This is a genomic window from Anaerolineae bacterium (assembly GCA_035529315.1).
Classification (GTDB): domain Bacteria; phylum Desulfobacterota; class Desulfobacteria; order Desulfobacterales; family ETH-SRB1; genus Desulfaltia.
Map to the genome: position 1 here is coordinate 26,674 of DATKWZ010000025.1, position 16,842 is coordinate 43,515.

Here is a 16,842-nt window from a genome sequence, read left to right on the forward strand (position 1 = left end):
AACTCACTTTGCTATATAAAAAACACCCCTTGGCATCTCTTTTTTTTCGATTTTTCCGCTTTTTATCAGAGGTTCAAGACAGCTTCTTACATTATTGACGTGAATGCCTAAAATTTGCGACGCATCTTTATCTGTGCATGGCCTGCGTTTTAATGTAGACAAAAATCTGCTGAAATCATTTTCTTTTAGTACAAAGCTATTTTTTTCAGGAGTAAAATCCTTAATAACTTCAAACCCGGATAAAAATCTATTTATATCTATTAATCGTTCTTTGCCGACCGGCTTTACCCAGCTTTCAGTTCCCGGCCTGTCAAGCGTATTAATCTGAATTTTATCGGGTTTTACATTGGTCAACAGGTTCTTTATCTTTTTAAGCTCAATCTCGCTATCATTTATGCCGGGCACCAAAAAAAATTCCATCCAGAGCTGTCCGGAAAAATTTTTCCTTAAACAGATTAATCCGTCGATGATCTGTTTAAAATCAAGGTCTGGATGCGGTCTGTTTATTCTGATAAAAATTTTTTCAGTTGCGGCATCAAGTGACGCAATAATAATATCCATACCAAGGACCTGTTCTATGACATTGCTTTGAGAAAAAAGTGTGCTGTTTGTAAGTAATGCCAACTTATATTGAGGATAATCCGCTTTTATGAAATCGACGATTTCATTGATACCTGTATGCAATGTTGGTTCACCTGAACCTGAAAAGGTAATAAAATCCAGTTTTGGATTGTCTGACAGAAAATCTTTTAGCTCTTCCCGTATAAACTCCACAGGCGTATATTCAGCCCTTTTTATGGTTAAATCGGTTGTTCTTCCACACTCGCAGTAAACACAATTAAGGCTGCATGTTTTATGCGGCATGATATCTACACCAAGTGATATGCCGAGCCGCCTTGAAGGAACAGGCCCAAAAATATATTTGTAACCGGACTTTTTCATATTAACCATTTATACAAAATAAATTCTAACACACAAAGATAAAAATTTACAGGCAAAGCCTATGATCTGAAATCTATCCCAACAGATTATGTTTTCTATAATTAAGGTAAGTTTTGTATCATAAGCCGTGCCAAACAACAACGGCTTTATATAATTTTATCAGTCAAATTACCACCCCCAGAAAAGGTGGCTTGCTTACATTAGACCTCAAAGGTACCCTGTTTTGTAACTAACTAATTACTGTAACGGTAAAACCTTTTTATGGTACCACTACCAGAGGTGCTGGTTTAAACCGATTAATTAACTTGATCTTGATAAAACAGTTTATATGTTATAATTAAAGATCCAGAAGGTCAAGGGGCCAAGTAATTCTTTGTTTTATCAAGCCCTTAACACTTAACACCTATCCGAAACAGGACCTGATAGTGGCAAAAATGGACGATAAAAAGCTTACCGTAATAACCACCCATATTAATGCTGATTTTGATGCATTGGCATCCATGCTTGCCGCTCAGAAGCTATACCCGGGTTCTATTATTGTTTTCCCTGGCTCACATGAGAAAAATCTAAGGAATTTCTTCATAAACTCGATGGTATATCTCTTTAATATGGCGGATATAAAGGATATCGACTTTTCAAATATCAAAAAGCTCGTTCTTGTCGATACAAAGCAGGCAAGCCGAATCGGAAAATTTGCATCTATTTTGAAACAATCTGATTTAGAAGTACATATCTATGATCATCATCCAGCCCTGGCAAATGATATTAAAGGAGATTACGAGGTTAATCGCTTAACAGGGGCAACTGTTTCCATCCTCACCAAAATCATCAAGGAAAAAGGGATCGACCTATCCCCTGATGAAGCAACCATATTGTGTCTCGGCATATATGAAGATACAGGTTCTTTTACTTTTTCTTCCACCACTGAAACCGATTTTGTTGCTGCCGCCTTTCTGGTTTCAAAGGGAGCAAATTTGGAGATTGTATCAAATCTGATTTATAGAGAGATAAGCGCTGAACAGGTCGGTCTTTTAAACGATATGATTCAGGCGGCAATGCATTACAATATCAACGGTATCGAAGTTGTAACAACATGTGTAACTACCGACGATTATTTGCCTGATTTTGCCTTTCTTGTACATAAAATGGTTAAGATGGAAAATATTCGCGTAATGTTTGCCTTGGCGCTCATGGGAAAGAAGGTTTACATTGTTGCCCGAAGCAGAATGCCGGAAGTCGATGTTGGAACCATACTTACCCCTTTTGGAGGAGGAGGGCATCCTTTTGCGGCTTCCGCTACAATCAGGGATAAAACCCTGGCGCAGACCGAACATGAATTAATTGAGAAGCTTTATAAAAACATTAAGCCCAAGAAATGGGCAAAGGATCTTATGTCTTCTCCTCCGATTATGATAAGATCTGATATTTCCTGTAAGGATGCCAACAATTTTCTGACACGTTATAATGTAAATGCGCTTTTAGTTACAGCCAAATCCGAAGATAAAGACGAAAAGGACAGACTTGTCGGTTTTATATCACGCCAGATAATTGAGAAAGCCCTTTATCATAAACTGGATTATGCTCAGGTAAAGGAATATATGACAACAGACCTGTCGTTTGTCGGATCTGATGCGGATCTTCCTGAAATTCAGAAAAAAATAATCGAAAACAAGCAACGCATTCTGCCTGTTGTGGATGATGATATTATCAAAGGTGTTATTACACGCACAGATTTATTAAACGCCCTTGTTCGGCAGACACAAGACTCAACCACACACTTATTAGACCAGCGAACCGAGAGGATTCACGCCAGGACAAGAAATGTTGTAAAATTTATGAATGAACGTATTCCTGAGCGTTTGATTAATATATTGAAAACATCAGGTAAAACAGCGAGTGAAATCGGTTATAGCGCTTACGTTGTAGGCGGATTTGTTCGCGATCTGTTTTTGTATAGAGCAAATGAGGACATGGATATCGTCATAGAGGGTGACGGCATAGCCTTTGCGAAAAAATATGCTGAAAAATTCAATGCGCGTATTCATACACATGAAAAATTCGGCACAGCGGTTATAATCCTTCCTGACGGTTTTAAAATTGATGTGGCTTCCGCCAGAATGGAATATTACAAGTTTCCTGCCGCGCTTCCTACAGTTGAAATGAGCTCAATAAAGTTAGATTTATTTCGAAGAGATTTTACTGTCAATACCCTGGCAATTCATATTAACCATAATGAATTCGGCATGCTGATAGATTTTTTCGGGGCGCTAAGGGATATAAAAAAGAAAAGTATCAGGGCATTGCATAATTTGAGCTTTGTTGAGGACCCGACCCGGGTCTTCCGCGCAATAAGATTTGAGCAGCGTTTTGGTTTCACAATAGGACAACTGACTTCAGGGCTAATTAACAATGCGATAAAAATGGATTTTTTCAAGCAGCTCAGCGGACGGAGGGTATTTAATGAGCTGCGTCAGATTCTTGAAGAAGAAAATCCGGTGCCCGCGGTTAAGAGACTTTATGATTACAATTTACTTAAGGTGATTCATCCTTCAATAAAGATTAATAACGAGCTTATTTCACTATTAAATTCCGTTAAAAAGGTATTGTCATGGCACGACTTGCTTTTTCTGGAAGAATTATATATGAAGTGGATCGTTTATTTTCTGGCGCTTGTCAGGCATTGTGACGATAAAACATCAGATGAAATCTGCACGCGGTTTGAACTTTCACCACAATACAAAACAATTATTTGCAAAGAACGTTTTCAGGCCGACAAATGTCTTCTTGCTCTGGAACGGACAGTATCAGTTAAAGACAGTTTTATTTACAAGCAGATTTACGGTTTTAAGACAGAGCTGATCTTATATATGATGGCTGTAACAAAGCAAAAAAGGATAAAAAAATCCATATCTCGATATTTTACAAAGTTAAGATATGTTACTACTTCTATCACAGGCAAGCGGTTAATAAAGATGGGTTTAAAGCCGGGACCTATATACAGGGAAATCCTGGAAGCTGTTTTATATGCAAAATTAGACGGCAAACTCGAAACAGCAAACGAGGAGCTTATATTCGCACGCAATTATGTTTCAAAATCTTGATTTAAACCAACTGATTATTAAGATAGCAACGCTGCTTTTCGCGGTGACCATACATGAAGTGGCGCACGGATATGCAGCATACAGGATGGGAGACAATACAGCCTTGTTAGCCGGAAGGCTGACCTTAAACCCGATAAAACATCTTGACCTTGTCGGTTCCTTTCTCATGCCGGCAATACTGGCGCTGTCTTCTTCACCATTTATATTCGGTTATGCAAAGCCGGTTCCGGTCAATTTTGCAAGGCTTCGTGATTATCGCAGGGGAACAATTTATGTCTCATCTGCCGGAGTATTGGCGAATTTGGCTTTAGCGATTATTTGCGGGGTCTTGTTCCGGATCCTGCTCAGCCTTGAGCTGTTTCAATATAATGATTTCTTCAGGCCTTTCATAATAGAGCTCTTTCTTCTGCTCGGCTACAGCGTGATGATCAATATTGTTCTGGCGATTTTTAACATGCTGCCGATTCCACCTCTGGACGGAAGCCGGGTGCTTGCCATGTTTCTGCCGATGGGTTTAAAGCGGCAGTTTGCGCGTCTTGAAAGTTTCGGCATTATAATAATAATGTTTTTGCTTATTTCAAATTCACTAAGCAGCTTATTTGCCTTTATCCCACAATTGATGAATTTATTGCTTGGAAGAGATGGGTTGCATCTGTTTCTGGTATTAATAGGAGCTTTTAAATGAACAGGAAAAAACGGATTTTAAGCGGAATGCGTCCGACAGGGCCGCTTCATCTCGGCAATCTGCACGGCGCTCTTGCAAACTGGGTCGAAATGCAAAACCAATATGAATGCTTTTTCTTTATTGCGGACTGGCATGCCTTAACCAGCGATTATGAAGATACGAGTTTAATTTCAGAATATGTCCGAAATATGATGATAGACTGGCTGAGCGTCGGCCTTTCACCTGACAAAAGCACATTCTTTGTTCAATCACATATTAAGGAACATGCTGAACTGTTTCTTATACTTTCAATGATAACTCCTGTTCCGTGGCTTGAACGGAATCCAACCTACAAGGAACAGATTGCCCAGATTAGCAACAAGGATCTTTCCACGCTCGGTTTTTTAGGCTACCCTGTTCTCCAGGCTGCGGATATCATTATGTACAAGGCTGACGGTGTGCCTGTGGGGATTGACCAAGTTCCGCATGTAGAAATTACACGTGAGATTGCCCGGCGATTCAACCACTTCTATGAAAAAGTATTTCCCGAGCCAAAAGCAATTTTAACCAAAACACCTAAAATACTTGGCGCGGATCGCCGCAAAATGAGCAAAAGTTACAATAATGCCATATACTTATCAGACAAGCCGGATATTATAGCTTCCAAGGTCGCCGGTATGATAACAGATCCTCAACGGGCCAGAAAAACCGATGCCGGCAATCCCGATGTATGCAATGTTTTTGACTTTCATAAACTATATTCCGACAGCGAAGCTGTAAATAAAATAAATAATGAATGCCTCTCAGCACAAATAGGGTGTGTTGAATGCAAAAAGATAATGGCTCAAAATCTCATAAAGGCTCTTGAACCTATTAGAGATAAAAGAGGATACTATGAAGAACGCACTAAACTCGTTGACGAGATTATAGCCGGCGGATGCGACAAGGCAAGAAATATAGCGCGGCAGACCATGAAAGAGGTCAGGTCTGCGATGAAAATGGATTAATTATGTCTGACGAACTCTATAAGGTGCAACTTGATGGTATTTTTGAAGGTCCGATGGACCTTTTAATTTACCTTATAAAAAAAAACGAGGTGGATATTTATGATATTCCAATATCCTTAATAACCGACCAGTATCTGAAATACCTGGAATGGATGAAGTCGATGAGCATAGATTTTGCCGGAGACTTTCTTGTCATGGCAGCCACTTTGACCCATATAAAGTCGAAGATGCTTTTGCCTGTTCATGAAAATGAAGACCCCGAGGATGATCCCCGCCTGGAGATCGCAAAACCCCTGCTGGAATACCTGCAGGCAAAGTCGGCTGCCGAACATTTAAGCGAAAGAAGCATTTTAGGTGAAGATACTTTTGCCAGAACTATTGATAAAGAGGATTATTCAAAAGCCGATGAAGATGAAATCATTAATGTCGGCCTGTTTGAACTTATCGATGCATTTAAAAAAATACTTGAAAATATTTCCGATGAGCAGAGGATGGATCTGACCGCAGACAGAATCTCCGTAAAAGACAAAATCGCTCAGATAGTGGATTTACTTGAAAAGCAAAAATCAATGACCTTTGGCGAGCTGTTTTCTTCAGATGCCGACAAAGGTGAGATTATATTGACCTTTCTTGCAATCCTCGAAATGGTTAAGCTCAGCCTTGTTCGTATTGTTCAGCATGTTCATACAGGCATTATCAGGCTTTTTTATTTATGATGGAAAATATTAAAAACATTATCGAAGCCCTGCTTTTTGTTTCCGGTTCTTCGCTGACAATAGACCGGATTAAGAGTGTGCTTGCCTTAAATGATACAAAGGAGATAAGGGATGCTCTTTCGGCTCTTGCAGATGAATATGAAGCCCGCAAAGGCGGATTTTATCTGCATGAAGTTGCGGGTGGCTATCAAATTCGCACAAGACCCGAATATACAAAATGGATCAAACTCTTAATCAAAACAAGACCGGTTCGCATAAGCAAGCCCGCCCTGGAAACACTCGCAATCATTGCCTATAAACAGCCGGTTATAAGAAGTGATATTGAAAATATAAGAGGGGTTGATTGTGGGGGAATTCTTCGCATGCTTCTTGAACGCAAGCTCATACGGATTCTGGGACGCAAGGAAATCCCAGGCCGCCCTTTGATTTATGCAACCACCAGGCAATTTCTGGAAATATTTGATTTAAAGGATATTAAAGAGCTTCCCACTACGGAAGAGATAGAAAAGCTTGGGCCAGAAAATATCATCACGCGACAGACAGTAGCGGAAATCGTTGATTCCAGGATTGTCAAAGAGGGAGACCTTTAAAAAAATTGAACGTTTTTTAAAGGTCTCACAATGTCCATCTGATGGCCGGGGTACCTACATTAGCAGGTCGTGTGCAATACCATGGCAGCTACCGCATTTTGTCGTGTCAATCATCATACCCTCAGGATGGGGCTTCCCGTGGCATTTGCTGCATGAGGGGATATCTTTATGGGCCGGATGGCATTCAGCACACTTAACCGTTGTATGCTTGGTCTCTTTCTGAAGCAGCTTGTAAGCCTCGCCATGGCAGCCCGAGCAGATGAGGGACATTGTCTCCTTGTCATAGGTTATCTGTGCCGGCTTATGCACCGGGTGGCAGACCATGCAGTCTGCTGAGGCCATCTCAACTTCAGGGCTGTGGGATTCATGGCATGCGCTGCACTCAGGAATGTAGCCATGTTTTTCCGCATGGCAGTCAGCACAGGCTACAGCACTGGTGTGTTTGCTTGGGTATTTGTTTATTTCAAGACCCTCTTTGGCGTGGCAAAGGGCGCATGAAGTTTCGACTGCCGACATAGGAATTGCTATTGGTTTGTGCGGATCAACATGGCAGGCCAGACACGGAGTGAGTTTTTTGTTTTCCCCGTGGAACGGGCCACCACTTGTGCTCACGTGGCATGAATCGCATTTAGGCATGATCTGATTATAGTTTTGTTTTTGAGGATTATAAACATGGTACTCAGTATGGCAACGGACACAATTGATCTGGTGCTTGGTCCCCTGTTTTTTGATAGTGTTAAAGATAGAAATATGACACTGTCCGCACTCCGCTGTTGTAAAAGGCTTCACCTCTATATCATAAGGTGAGGCCGTCTTTTCAGTTTCCTGGGCCGGAGAGGCAGCTTCTTTTGCCGCTGCAGGGCAGAACATTCCAGCTCCCAATAAAACCATTATTCCAACAACAAACGCCACAGCCTTCTCTCTCGAACTTGAAATAGTCATACTTAATCCTTTTTTAATCCACAGATTACACATATTTTCGCGGATGCAGATTATTTAAACATTCTATTTATCGTCTAATTTCCTCTCCATGCTTTACTGGATTCCGGCTTTCGCCGGAATGACGAAGAAGAAATCCTATTCTCCTAATCCCTTAATCCTCTAATCCTACAACCCCCTACCCTTTCAAATTATGCGCTATGCCATGACAGTCACCACAGTTAGGAAATTTCTTCAGCATGCTATCAGAATGGGGTGCGCCGTGGCATGCAAAGCACGGAGGAACTGTTTTATGTTTATTTTTGTGACAATAAACACAGGCCAGGTCATGGTGTTTAGTCGTGTTTGCCTCAAGCAGGCTTAAAGCTTCTTTATGACACGCCCCGCAGTAATCCGAGGGGGTATCGTCAGCGTAAGTGACAACAAGAGGCATATGGACAGGATGGCAGCTCACGCATGCCTTAAGGTCCATGCTATCGGTGTGCTTTTCGTGGCATTCCATGCAACTCGGGATCTTTTTGTGGGTTGTTGCGTGGCACTCGTTACAGGCCATTCCTGTGTGGACGCTCGGGTGTTCTTTGAGCTGATCTCCCACTTTCTGGTGACACGTCAAGCATGGTCCGGTAATTTCGCCCTCCAAAGTTAATTCAAGAGGAGCATGGGCGTCTGAATGGCAGCTTGAGCAATTCTCGAGTTCATAATGGGGCTTTTCGCTGTGACACATAATGCATTCAGGTACGGCCTTTGTGCCCAGGGGCGGATGCTCTACGTGGCAGTCCAGGCATCCAACATCGGTTTTGTGTTTGCCGCCGCCGGCATCTATAGTTTGTGGCTGTTGCGGGTGGCACAAAACACATTGGGCATTGGTCATTTCCGGTGTGGTGGCTTTCCCAGCAACCTTAATCTGTTTGGAGGCCGCTGGTGAGGGCAGAATGCCGGTTTGTTGTTTACAACCAAAAGCAAAAATCAAAACGCCTGCTGCAAAAATACTGACGAGCACAACGGTCGACCTCATCGTTCTCAGGCTGCTGAATAATACAATACCTCTTTTTCTCTTCAATGCACCCATTTATTCTAACCTCCCCGATAACCTAACTTAGTAAAACCTTTTAAAAGACCCTTTTTTCAAAGGTGTCCCTGTAAAATACACCGGACAAATATCACTGATTGCTGATTCCATTACCATTAGAACGCAAATAATGTCAAGCGCTTTTTCACGGAAAAAACCTTCAAACCGCAAGAACGAGCGGATTTCCTTTTAACACCTGTTAGGGCATGGTTTGGAGTGAATCCCATTGACTGCGCATCACAGAATGAGCGTCCGAACATCTGTGAGCAAGGCAATGTTGAGAGGCAAAAAGCTGATTGACAAAAATCAAACAAACGACCAGCGTCCCACTGCTCGCTCGTTTCATGGGGCTTAATAAAAATACAAATATTATAATGTTGTTTACATCAAATTATTTGTTTGCATTATTATAATTAATTATAGTATATAATTACACCATGTCCAATATGGTATAAACATTGCGATTTTATATTTTGTTATAAGTAGTTGATATTTGATTTATGATTAATGGATAAATTAACGATTTGACTACTTAAGCATCAATATTAATTAGGAGGAAAAAATGAAAAAGATACTTTGGGCTTTATCTGTAGTATTGATACTATTAATAGCTACAGGAGCTTATGCAGACACAGGAAGCGACAAATGCAACACGTATTCTAATGACCTGGGCATAAGTGCAGCTATAGACAGCTATTCAAGAGACATAGGCGTATGTGCGGGCATGGGTATGACAGGATGTCGGACAAATGCTTATTTATTAGATACAGATGCCGATTTGCCTTATAGGGCTCTATTGGCGAAAGAAGTCAATCAGCTTCGAGGACCTACGCCCTATAGGAGGAAGAGGACGAGAACAAATCGGGGATAGGATAGTTTTCAGCAAAAAGACATAACTTGCCGCCATGCTTCTTTACCTAAGGCCAGTAAGATATTTTTTGATATCAAGCGGCATACCATCGGCATTTTCACCCAAAGAACTCATCATTTCGGCAAGATAAGAATTGTTGGCGATAATGTCGATGACGGCAATCATGAACTTACGCTTGTACGGACTCATTTTATCAAGTCTTGAAAGTTTGTCCGTGAAAAAGTCCATTGATGACCGACCTATGGCCTGCCTTAATTCATGAAGTGTCATGTTGATCGGTTTGACCACCGGTTCCACCAGGTTGTACTTTGAGTAATCAAACACCTCGATGTGCGGTTTGAGCGTTGAATAAAGATCGGCATAAGGCCAGGGCGAAATAGGCAGGAAAAAGGCCATGTCAGGATCGTAGTATTTGGCAAGTTCCACTGTTTTGGCAATCGATTCCACGGTATCGTCAGGCATCCCTATGACAAAAGAGGTCTCGGATACTATGTCCATAGCGTTGATTAACTCAATCGCCTTTTTTGATTCTTCCACTCTGGTTCCCTTCTTAAACTGGTCCAGAGTTTTTTGAGAGGTTGCCTCCACCCCGACATAGATGTGAACAATCCCTGCCTTGCGGTATTTGCCCAGGATATCCTTATCACGAAGGATGTCATTCACGCGTGTTTCCATCAGCAAATCGAGGCCGAGTTTTTTCTCAATAAGCAGATCGAGAATACGTTCCCAACGTTGGCGGTCAACAGTCGGCGTCTCATCGCTGATCATGGCCACATCCACCCCAAACTCACGGTTCAGGTATTCTAATTCTGCCACAAAGTTCTCGGGGCTGCGGGGGCGCCAACTTTGCTTCCAGAAGAGACGCTGGGAGCAAAAACTGCAATTTTGCATGCAGCCTCGGGATGAACTTACAACCGCCAGGGTGGAACCCGGCTTGGTATGATATGTGTACTCGTCCCACTGAATCAAGTCCCATGCTGCAGGCAAGGAGTCCAGATCCTCTATAAAGGGCCGGTCAGGTGTAACCACGGCCTTTCCATTACCCCAAAAGGCAATCCCTTGAATTCCAGCAGGATCGTCACCCTTTGTGACTCCGTCAAGCAGGGCCACCAGGGTTTGCTCTCCCTCACGCCGAACAATATAATCAACAATATCGTGATGCTCTTCTAAGATTTCCTCCCAGCAAAATGTAGGGTGGACATTTCCCAGGATAGTCAATGCTTCCGGATTAAGCTCCTTTGCCAGTTTTAATACGTCAAGACAATCATAGATAGTAGCTGTGATAGCACCGGTAGCGATTACGTCCGGCTGCACTTCTGTTAAATGAGCCCTTATGTCTTCATAAGTATGAAATTTTGACATGGCATCGTAGATTTCTACGTCGTATCCTGCCTGTCTCAAACTTCCGGCCAGGTAAACAAAAGCCGTGGGGAGCCAAGAGCCTGCAGACTCCAGCACGCCGCAGTGATAAGGTGGTGTTATTAATAGTACTTTCAAGGACATACGTTCCTTTTATCTTTCTTTTTCGCCGCGTTATCATCGGCATGTGGTTTTTTGTCGACAGGGTGTATTTTGACCTTTTTTGTCTTCCGGATAAACGGATCTGCGAATACCCTGCAACAGGTCTTTCCGTCTGTTGAACCAATCATCTCATCGCTAATGTCCAGTTTATCCTTCATTTTTCTTAACCTTATTGCAAATTGAGAGCTTTGCACAACCCTCGTTTTGGGTCAATTCTAGTCATTGCGAACCCTGTTAGGTGTTAAACGTGAATAAATCTTCCCGATGCCGGACAAACTGCGGCGCATCAGAAAATTAGTCAGCTGGGTCACTATTTTCCCGCCAGGGTGCCCTGTTGCCGAGTAATCGATCCCTATCGCGCCTAACTCCTTGTTCCATCTGCCTATGATCTCAAAACCGTGTTCGGTCTCAACGCCAAGGTTGTCGGTCTGAACCGCAAAGACCTGGGCACGGTTGGCCAGGTCATAATGCCTCAAAAGGCCGATCTCTCCCACAGGAACTCTCTTAAAGTCCCTGGTGTCAACTACGATGGTCCTTGTCCATAGAGGCACCTCTTTGCATCTGGGGACTTCTTTGCAGGCAATAAAATTTCTGAGCACATTATCAAAATAGTTTGTGCTGGTTTCCCCCATGCCAAGTACGTTAACACAAAAAATTTCCTTTATCCCGAGCAATTTTTCGCACCTTGAGAAGTATTCTTCTCTGGTGCATTCACCAAACTGTCCCAGGTACCCGCCCCCATCGCAAATGCGACTGCCTTCGGGAAGCTTGAATGATACTCCATCTTTTTCGCATGCCTTAAGAAAATATATAAACCCGGACGTTGCGCCGATCAGGGCAATCGGCTCACCTCTTAACTCAGACTCTTTGAGCCCGGAAAGAAGCGCTTTGAGATTCAGACCGAGGGGGGAGATCAGATAGCGGCTTTCCGGGGTGCCAAACCTTTTTCGAACCTCTTCCAGACCGATAGCCATACCCATTTTGGGTACCATTTTCGGAGAAGGCACCATGAACAGAATCTTCATCCTCTCTACATCCGGAAACAGGTAGGAACGCGTCAGAAGGCCATTCGCCTCTTTTATCAGCCGGACAGCGCCTGCGTCCCTGAAAATCTTCCCCTTAATGGCAGGGTTGCTTGTTCCGCTGGTAAAATAGGCATGCTCTGCTTTTTCAACCGGAAAAGACGCCAGCGCGAATTTCTTAAAGGCCAGGGATGGGACAGCAGGAATTTGATCCCAATCGGTTACCGTATCGGGGGATACACCCTTATTTTTGCAATATTCTCTATATGGCTCAATAGTATGATATTGAAGCTTAAACTCCTGCATGGCCAATTCAACAAATCGTTCTTCATTCCCGCCCTCAAGACCTCGATGGATGAATTCTAAAATATCTTGATCAAGTTGTTTTACAAAATCTGATTCCAGAGAATAATCCATGAGATTAAAACCTTTGGTAAAGCCTTACATTATTTCAGACGAGAATGAATCTGTCCGACTTTAGACAACTTCCTGCGCATAACATAATTTATCATTTTTGTGGCCAGCTTGCCGCCGGGATGCCATACCGAATGATCAATGTCTATCTTACCTATTTTTTTATTCCATTTGCCGATAACCTCAAAACCATCTTCTGTCTCAAAGCCAAGATTATCTGTCTGAACGGCAAAGCCCGCCAACCGATTGGTGAGATCATAATGCCGCAGCAGACCGATTTCGCCTTTTGGCAATCTCTTAAATTCCCGGGTATCCACGACGATAGTTCTGGTCCATGGAGGCATCTCTTTGTATCTTTCTTTCTTTACACTTGAAAAGGAATTCTTCAAGACATTATCAAAATAAACGGTGCTGTTTTCGCATATCCAGAGAACATTTATGCAGCAGTCTTCCTCTATTCCTAACACCTGTACACATTTTTTAAAGTATTCTTCTTTTGAGCACCCCGTATATCGACCCATATAGCCGCCGGTATCACAAATCCTGCTACCTTCTGGGAGGCTGAACCTTATACCCTCTTTTTCGCAGGCATCAAGAAAGAGGACAAGTCCAAAAGTGGCGCCAATTAAAGCCAAAGGCTCCCCGGTTTTTTCGGCCTGCTTCAAGGATTTTAATAATGTCTTTATGTCAAGCCCAAAAAAGGATATAAGAAATCGGCTGTCAGAAGTTCCAAATTCCATCCTCACATGTTCCATCCCAATAGCCATCTCCATCAATGGTGCCATCTTGGGGGATGGTACCATAAAAAGGATTTTCATCTTCTCTACGTCAGGGAATAAGTAAGCCTTGGTCAAAAGGGTATTGCCGGTACGGATCATAGCAACAGCCCATTTATCCCGATACGTTTTTTCCTTTCTTTTTTCAAGCTGAACGATACCGCTGCTTAAATAGATCTGTTCAGCCTTTTCAGCAGGAAGTGAGTCAATGACAGCTTTCTTAAAAGCAAATGAAGAGACAGCAGGGATTTCTTCCCAGTGCGCGATAGTCTCGGGAACCACATTTAGACTTTTGCAAAATTCTTTATATGGCGCGCTTACATTATATTGGCGCTCAAATTCCTTGAGAGCCAGTTCGTTAAACCGTTTCTCGTCCAAATGGTCAAGACCTCGAAGAACGAATTCAAGGATATCCTGGTCGTGTTGTTTCATAATGATAAATATAGGAGGGTTAACCTGTCTAAAATATGATCTTTAGAAAGCACAGCCATACGCTAAATAAGTACCTCCCAGAAAAATTGCCCCCAACAAAATGTGTTTTATGATTAATATTTTCTTTTTCAACGGTTCTAAAACGCCACTATTTTTAGACCTGTATTCAAAAAATCGAAAAATTCCGGTAATAATAATGATTAATATGGAAAAGAGTCCCAGCCAGAAAAACACATTTATGACATCTTGAAGTAAGGTCGCCAAAGATGTCCCTTGCGCAAATCCTGCCTTCCTGCCCAGCAAATAGATGACCAGGATAGTACTTATCCACAGTCCTGTAAATAGATCATGAACAAAGTTATTTATGATAATAAGCCAGGCTTTCATAAAATGATTTCCGTTTACAAGAAATACTGTGAATGGACTGTGGTCATCACAAAGGGGATGATAAAGAGGGTTGCAATGGCAAACGCGATGCAAACCACGATGAACCAGGCAGCTTTTTCTCCCTGCCATTTAAAGAACCGCCTCAAGTGCAAATAGATCCCAAACAGGAGCAAAGTAATTAAAGACCACGTCTCAATAGGGTCCCATCCCCAGTATCTGCCCCAGCTTTGTTCAGCCCAGAGCGACCCTGAAACAACCATGATAGTCCAGGAGATAAACCCAAAACCGGCGTACTTGTAGCTATAGGCGTCAAGCGCCTCCAGAGACGGCAGCTTATTGTAAAATTCGTTTTCACCTTTCTTTTTTTTCAACAGATAAAATATAGCTGTGCTAAGAGAGATTAGAATAGCTCCCACGGCAACAATTGTAAAAGTTATGTGAATTACAAACCATATACCGCAAAAGGTGGGCGGCACCTTTGCAACCCCGGATCTTGCATAGATTCCCTTCTCCAAACGACCATGATCAAGGGTCTGCGCCAGTTGGTCCGATACCCAGGGGTTGGAGATAATTCCCAGGATCATCATTGCAAGACAGCAGGGAAGTATCACAAACCCGAGGCTTTTCAGCCTTGGGACTTTATAAACACAAACCAGAAATATAACCATACTCACCCAGACCGTGGAAGAAAATGACTCCATCTGTTGTAAATACGGCCCGTGGCCTACTGCATACCATCTTATTCCCAGAGCAATGGTGTGCGGAATCAGGCCGATCAACGCGAGCCACAGCCCGACATTGAGGCTCTTTTCGTTTTTAAAGACCACATGCCTTACAAAGAATATCGTTGAAAAGAGATAAAAAAAGAGGGCAATCCAGTGGAAGATTACCTCATATTTAAGTAACTGAATCGTTTCCATGTTTTCCTAATTCCTTTTCGAGGTTTTCTCCCAGTTCCTTGAATTCTTCAGAAAAAAGAGCATTATATCTATTGGAACGTCCGCCCATAGAGACTTGTATATTATTCCCATCTTCTGTCACCTTCAAATAAACCTGTTTATAGGGAAGCATAAATATCAAAAAGGCCCCTAATGTACTTAGGGCAAAACCACAGTAAACAAGGGGCATACCGCAGTTCTTCACAAAGGTCAGCCCTGTCCAGTAGCAAATCCGGATAAAACTCAGACTGTCTTTATTGTTAAGTCCGGCCCTCTGGCTGAACAAAACCCTTCCCTTAAACCGTTGTTCTCCTTTCTCCATAACGGTTAAGTCAACACCAGGAAAGGTCGCATAAAAGGAAGGCTCAATGAGATTGGGGTAAAATTTCATATTTAGGATATAGTCAGTGGTAGGAAAATCCATCTTTCCTTCAAGGGGTTTATCTTTTTTGCGCGAAACATCGAGTAAAAAATCGGTTAAAATATCCTCTCTTCCTTCCTTTTTCAGAATAAACCCTATGGCATATCCATAATCCATGGCCTGATAGACCTTGGTCCCCTTAAAACGGATAGGACCTGCCGGAGAAAGCAAGAACTCCCTGGCCTCACCTTTTGAGTCAATAATCGTCAGACTGCTCTCCAGATTCTTGATCTGGTCATTCTCCCAATAGCTTGGGGTAAATTTATTAAGATACACCTTAAAGCCCGGATCAAAATTCCCGGCAAAAACACCAAGGCTCTTTGCCTGCCAATCTTCATTCTTACCTTGAAAGGTATCAGCCTGCTTAAGTTGAACAAAGCCCCTTTTTTGAAAAGCCAGACCGTAAAGGGCGGCCAGAATGCAAAGGAGAAGGCCCAAATGAAAAATAACACCCCCCCACCTTCCAGCCCTGTTTTTGCCGAAGAGAAAGTATCTGCTTTTTTCTATCGCCGGATACAGCCGGTATCCCCTAACCTTAAAAACCCTCTTTATTTTACGTGCCAGTTCCTCAACTCTGACCTCTGACCCCTGACCCCTAATCCCTGACCCCTGCCCCCTAATCCCTGACCCCTGCCCCCTGATCCCCGATCCCTGGCCCCTGATCCCCGATCCCTGGCCCCTGATCACAAGGAAATCTTTAAAAGATCGTTCCGTGATTTCCCTTTGAGCAGTTTCTTTTAATTTTATCAGAGTCTTTGATTGATAGTAAACGGAATAAGCGAGGCTGAGAGCAACGAGGGCTATTAGAATCAAAAACCAAGTGGAAGTATATACCTGGTTGAGCTGCAAGAGATCGATCACATAATAAAGACTGGGGCTCCCGGCCTCCCATTGCTCAAAGAACTGCGGACTTTTTGTGGTAATTTGAGGTATAGTGGAACCGGCCAGGCAGGAGATGCCAACCGCACAGATTAAGTAAATTACGGTCTTGCGGGAAAGCAGGAACCTTTTGACTTTTTGCATGAGAGGTGT

16 protein-coding genes are annotated in these 16,842 nt (G+C 42.6%); 6 read left to right on the forward strand and 10 right to left on the reverse strand.

The window, feature by feature from the left end; genetic code table 11:
- Nucleotides 1–3: 3 nt before the first annotated feature.
- Complete coding sequence (locus VMW78_04775) at nucleotides 4–942, reverse strand: radical SAM protein (GenBank protein ID HUV50316.1); 939 nt, start codon at nucleotides 940–942, stop codon at nucleotides 4–6.
- A gap of 434 nt (nucleotides 943–1,376) precedes the next feature.
- Here VMW78_04775 and VMW78_04780 point away from each other — a divergent pair, with 434 nt between their 5' ends.
- Genes VMW78_04780 through scpB form a run of 5 tightly spaced genes read left to right on the forward strand, consistent with a single transcriptional unit; the run spans nucleotide 1,377 to nucleotide 7,020 of the window.
- Nucleotides 1,377–4,043: a CBS domain-containing protein gene (locus tag VMW78_04780; GenBank protein HUV50317.1), complete on the forward strand. Its 2,667-nt coding sequence runs from the start codon at nucleotides 1,377–1,379 to the stop codon at nucleotides 4,041–4,043.
- Nucleotides 4,027–4,728 carry a site-2 protease family protein gene (locus VMW78_04785; protein HUV50318.1) on the forward strand — a complete coding sequence of 234 codons (702 nt, stop codon included), beginning with the start codon at nucleotides 4,027–4,029 and terminating at the stop codon, nucleotides 4,726–4,728. Before VMW78_04780 ends, VMW78_04785 begins: the two co-directional genes overlap by 17 nt.
- Nucleotides 4,725–5,714: a tryptophan--tRNA ligase gene (gene trpS, locus VMW78_04790; GenBank protein ID HUV50319.1), complete on the forward strand. Its 990-nt coding sequence runs from the start codon at nucleotides 4,725–4,727 to the stop codon at nucleotides 5,712–5,714. The genes VMW78_04785 and trpS overlap by 4 nt, the downstream gene beginning before the upstream one ends.
- Before the next feature lie 2 nt (nucleotides 5,715–5,716).
- The gene (locus VMW78_04795) at nucleotides 5,717–6,430 is read left to right on the forward strand and encodes a segregation/condensation protein A (GenBank protein ID HUV50320.1); all 714 of its coding nucleotides are present in this window, start codon (nucleotides 5,717–5,719) and stop codon (nucleotides 6,428–6,430) included.
- Nucleotides 6,427–7,020, forward strand: a complete 594-nt coding sequence (scpB, locus tag VMW78_04800; protein ID HUV50321.1) for an SMC-Scp complex subunit ScpB — start codon at nucleotides 6,427–6,429, stop codon at nucleotides 7,018–7,020. The genes VMW78_04795 and scpB overlap by 4 nt, the downstream gene beginning before the upstream one ends.
- A gap of 54 nt (nucleotides 7,021–7,074) precedes the next feature.
- Here the strand turns inward: scpB and VMW78_04805 are convergent, their stop codons facing one another.
- Together VMW78_04805 and VMW78_04810 are read right to left on the reverse strand one after the other, a co-directional pair.
- Nucleotides 7,075–7,962, reverse strand: a complete 888-nt coding sequence (locus tag VMW78_04805; GenBank protein ID HUV50322.1) for a cytochrome C — start codon at nucleotides 7,960–7,962, stop codon at nucleotides 7,075–7,077.
- A gap of 175 nt (nucleotides 7,963–8,137) precedes the next feature.
- Nucleotides 8,138–9,028 carry a cytochrome C gene (locus VMW78_04810; protein ID HUV50323.1) on the reverse strand — a complete coding sequence of 297 codons (891 nt, stop codon included), beginning with the start codon at nucleotides 9,026–9,028 and terminating at the stop codon, nucleotides 8,138–8,140.
- A gap of 562 nt (nucleotides 9,029–9,590) precedes the next feature.
- On the opposite strand from VMW78_04810, the gene VMW78_04815 reads away from it, so the two are divergent.
- Nucleotides 9,591–9,899 (forward strand): hypothetical protein, encoded by a 309-nt coding sequence (locus VMW78_04815; GenBank protein ID HUV50324.1) that lies wholly within the window; start codon nucleotides 9,591–9,593, stop codon nucleotides 9,897–9,899.
- A 42-nt stretch (nucleotides 9,900–9,941) separates the two neighbouring features.
- On the opposite strand, the gene VMW78_04820 is transcribed toward VMW78_04815, so the two are convergent.
- From VMW78_04820 to VMW78_04850, 7 genes are read right to left on the reverse strand one after another with little or no spacing between them, the layout of a single operon-like run.
- A complete protein-coding gene (locus VMW78_04820; protein ID HUV50325.1) occupies nucleotides 9,942–11,402 on the reverse strand; it encodes a radical SAM protein in 1,461 nt (486 codons plus the stop codon).
- The gene (locus VMW78_04825) at nucleotides 11,393–11,578 is read right to left on the reverse strand and encodes a hypothetical protein (protein HUV50326.1); all 186 of its coding nucleotides are present in this window, start codon (nucleotides 11,576–11,578) and stop codon (nucleotides 11,393–11,395) included. The genes VMW78_04820 and VMW78_04825 overlap by 10 nt, the downstream gene beginning before the upstream one ends.
- Nucleotides 11,579–11,635: 57 nt before the next feature.
- Entirely contained in the window at nucleotides 11,636–12,859 is a 1,224-nt protein-coding gene (locus tag VMW78_04830; protein ID HUV50327.1) for an acyl-protein synthetase, read from the reverse strand.
- A gap of 29 nt (nucleotides 12,860–12,888) precedes the next feature.
- A complete protein-coding gene (locus VMW78_04835; GenBank protein HUV50328.1) occupies nucleotides 12,889–14,064 on the reverse strand; it encodes an acyl-protein synthetase in 1,176 nt (391 codons plus the stop codon).
- Nucleotides 14,065–14,106: 42 nt separating this feature from the next.
- Nucleotides 14,107–14,451: a hypothetical protein gene (locus VMW78_04840; protein HUV50329.1), complete on the reverse strand. Its 345-nt coding sequence runs from the start codon at nucleotides 14,449–14,451 to the stop codon at nucleotides 14,107–14,109.
- Between the two features lie 14 nt (nucleotides 14,452–14,465).
- Complete coding sequence (ccsA, locus tag VMW78_04845; protein HUV50330.1) at nucleotides 14,466–15,371, reverse strand: cytochrome c biogenesis protein CcsA; 906 nt, start codon at nucleotides 15,369–15,371, stop codon at nucleotides 14,466–14,468.
- Nucleotides 15,349–16,833, reverse strand: a complete 1,485-nt coding sequence (locus VMW78_04850) for a cytochrome c biogenesis protein ResB (GenBank protein ID HUV50331.1) — start codon at nucleotides 16,831–16,833, stop codon at nucleotides 15,349–15,351. The genes ccsA and VMW78_04850 overlap by 23 nt, the downstream gene beginning before the upstream one ends.
- Nucleotides 16,834–16,842 lie beyond the last annotated feature (9 nt).

Excerpts from the sequence above, each read along its gene's own strand:
- VMW78_04780 (HUV50317.1), top strand. The coding sequence starts at position 1,377 with ATGGACGATAAAAAGCTTACCGTAATAACCACCCATATTAATGCTGAT.
- VMW78_04825 (HUV50326.1), bottom strand. The coding sequence starts at position 11,578 with ATGAAGGATAAACTGGACATTAGCGATGAGATGATTGGTTCAACAGAC.
- VMW78_04815 (HUV50324.1), top strand. The coding sequence starts at position 9,591 with ATGAAAAAGATACTTTGGGCTTTATCTGTAGTATTGATACTATTAATA.
- VMW78_04775 (HUV50316.1), bottom strand. The coding sequence starts at position 942 with ATGAAAAAGTCCGGTTACAAATATATTTTTGGGCCTGTTCCTTCAAGG.
- ccsA (HUV50330.1), bottom strand. The coding sequence starts at position 15,371 with ATGGAAACGATTCAGTTACTTAAATATGAGGTAATCTTCCACTGGATT.
- VMW78_04830 (HUV50327.1), bottom strand. The coding sequence starts at position 12,859 with ATGGATTATTCTCTGGAATCAGATTTTGTAAAACAACTTGATCAAGAT.
- VMW78_04810 (HUV50323.1), bottom strand. The coding sequence starts at position 9,028 with ATGGGTGCATTGAAGAGAAAAAGAGGTATTGTATTATTCAGCAGCCTG.
- VMW78_04850 (HUV50331.1), bottom strand. The coding sequence starts at position 16,833 with ATGCAAAAAGTCAAAAGGTTCCTGCTTTCCCGCAAGACCGTAATTTAC.
- VMW78_04805 (HUV50322.1), bottom strand. The coding sequence starts at position 7,962 with ATGACTATTTCAAGTTCGAGAGAGAAGGCTGTGGCGTTTGTTGTTGGA.
- VMW78_04820 (HUV50325.1), bottom strand. The coding sequence starts at position 11,402 with ATGTCCTTGAAAGTACTATTAATAACACCACCTTATCACTGCGGCGTG.
- scpB (HUV50321.1), top strand. The coding sequence starts at position 6,427 with ATGATGGAAAATATTAAAAACATTATCGAAGCCCTGCTTTTTGTTTCC.
- VMW78_04835 (HUV50328.1), bottom strand. The coding sequence starts at position 14,064 with ATGAAACAACACGACCAGGATATCCTTGAATTCGTTCTTCGAGGTCTT.
- VMW78_04795 (HUV50320.1), top strand. The coding sequence starts at position 5,717 with ATGTCTGACGAACTCTATAAGGTGCAACTTGATGGTATTTTTGAAGGT.
- trpS (HUV50319.1), top strand. The coding sequence starts at position 4,725 with ATGAACAGGAAAAAACGGATTTTAAGCGGAATGCGTCCGACAGGGCCG.
- VMW78_04840 (HUV50329.1), bottom strand. The coding sequence starts at position 14,451 with ATGAAAGCCTGGCTTATTATCATAAATAACTTTGTTCATGATCTATTT.
- VMW78_04785 (HUV50318.1), top strand. The coding sequence starts at position 4,027 with ATGTTTCAAAATCTTGATTTAAACCAACTGATTATTAAGATAGCAACG.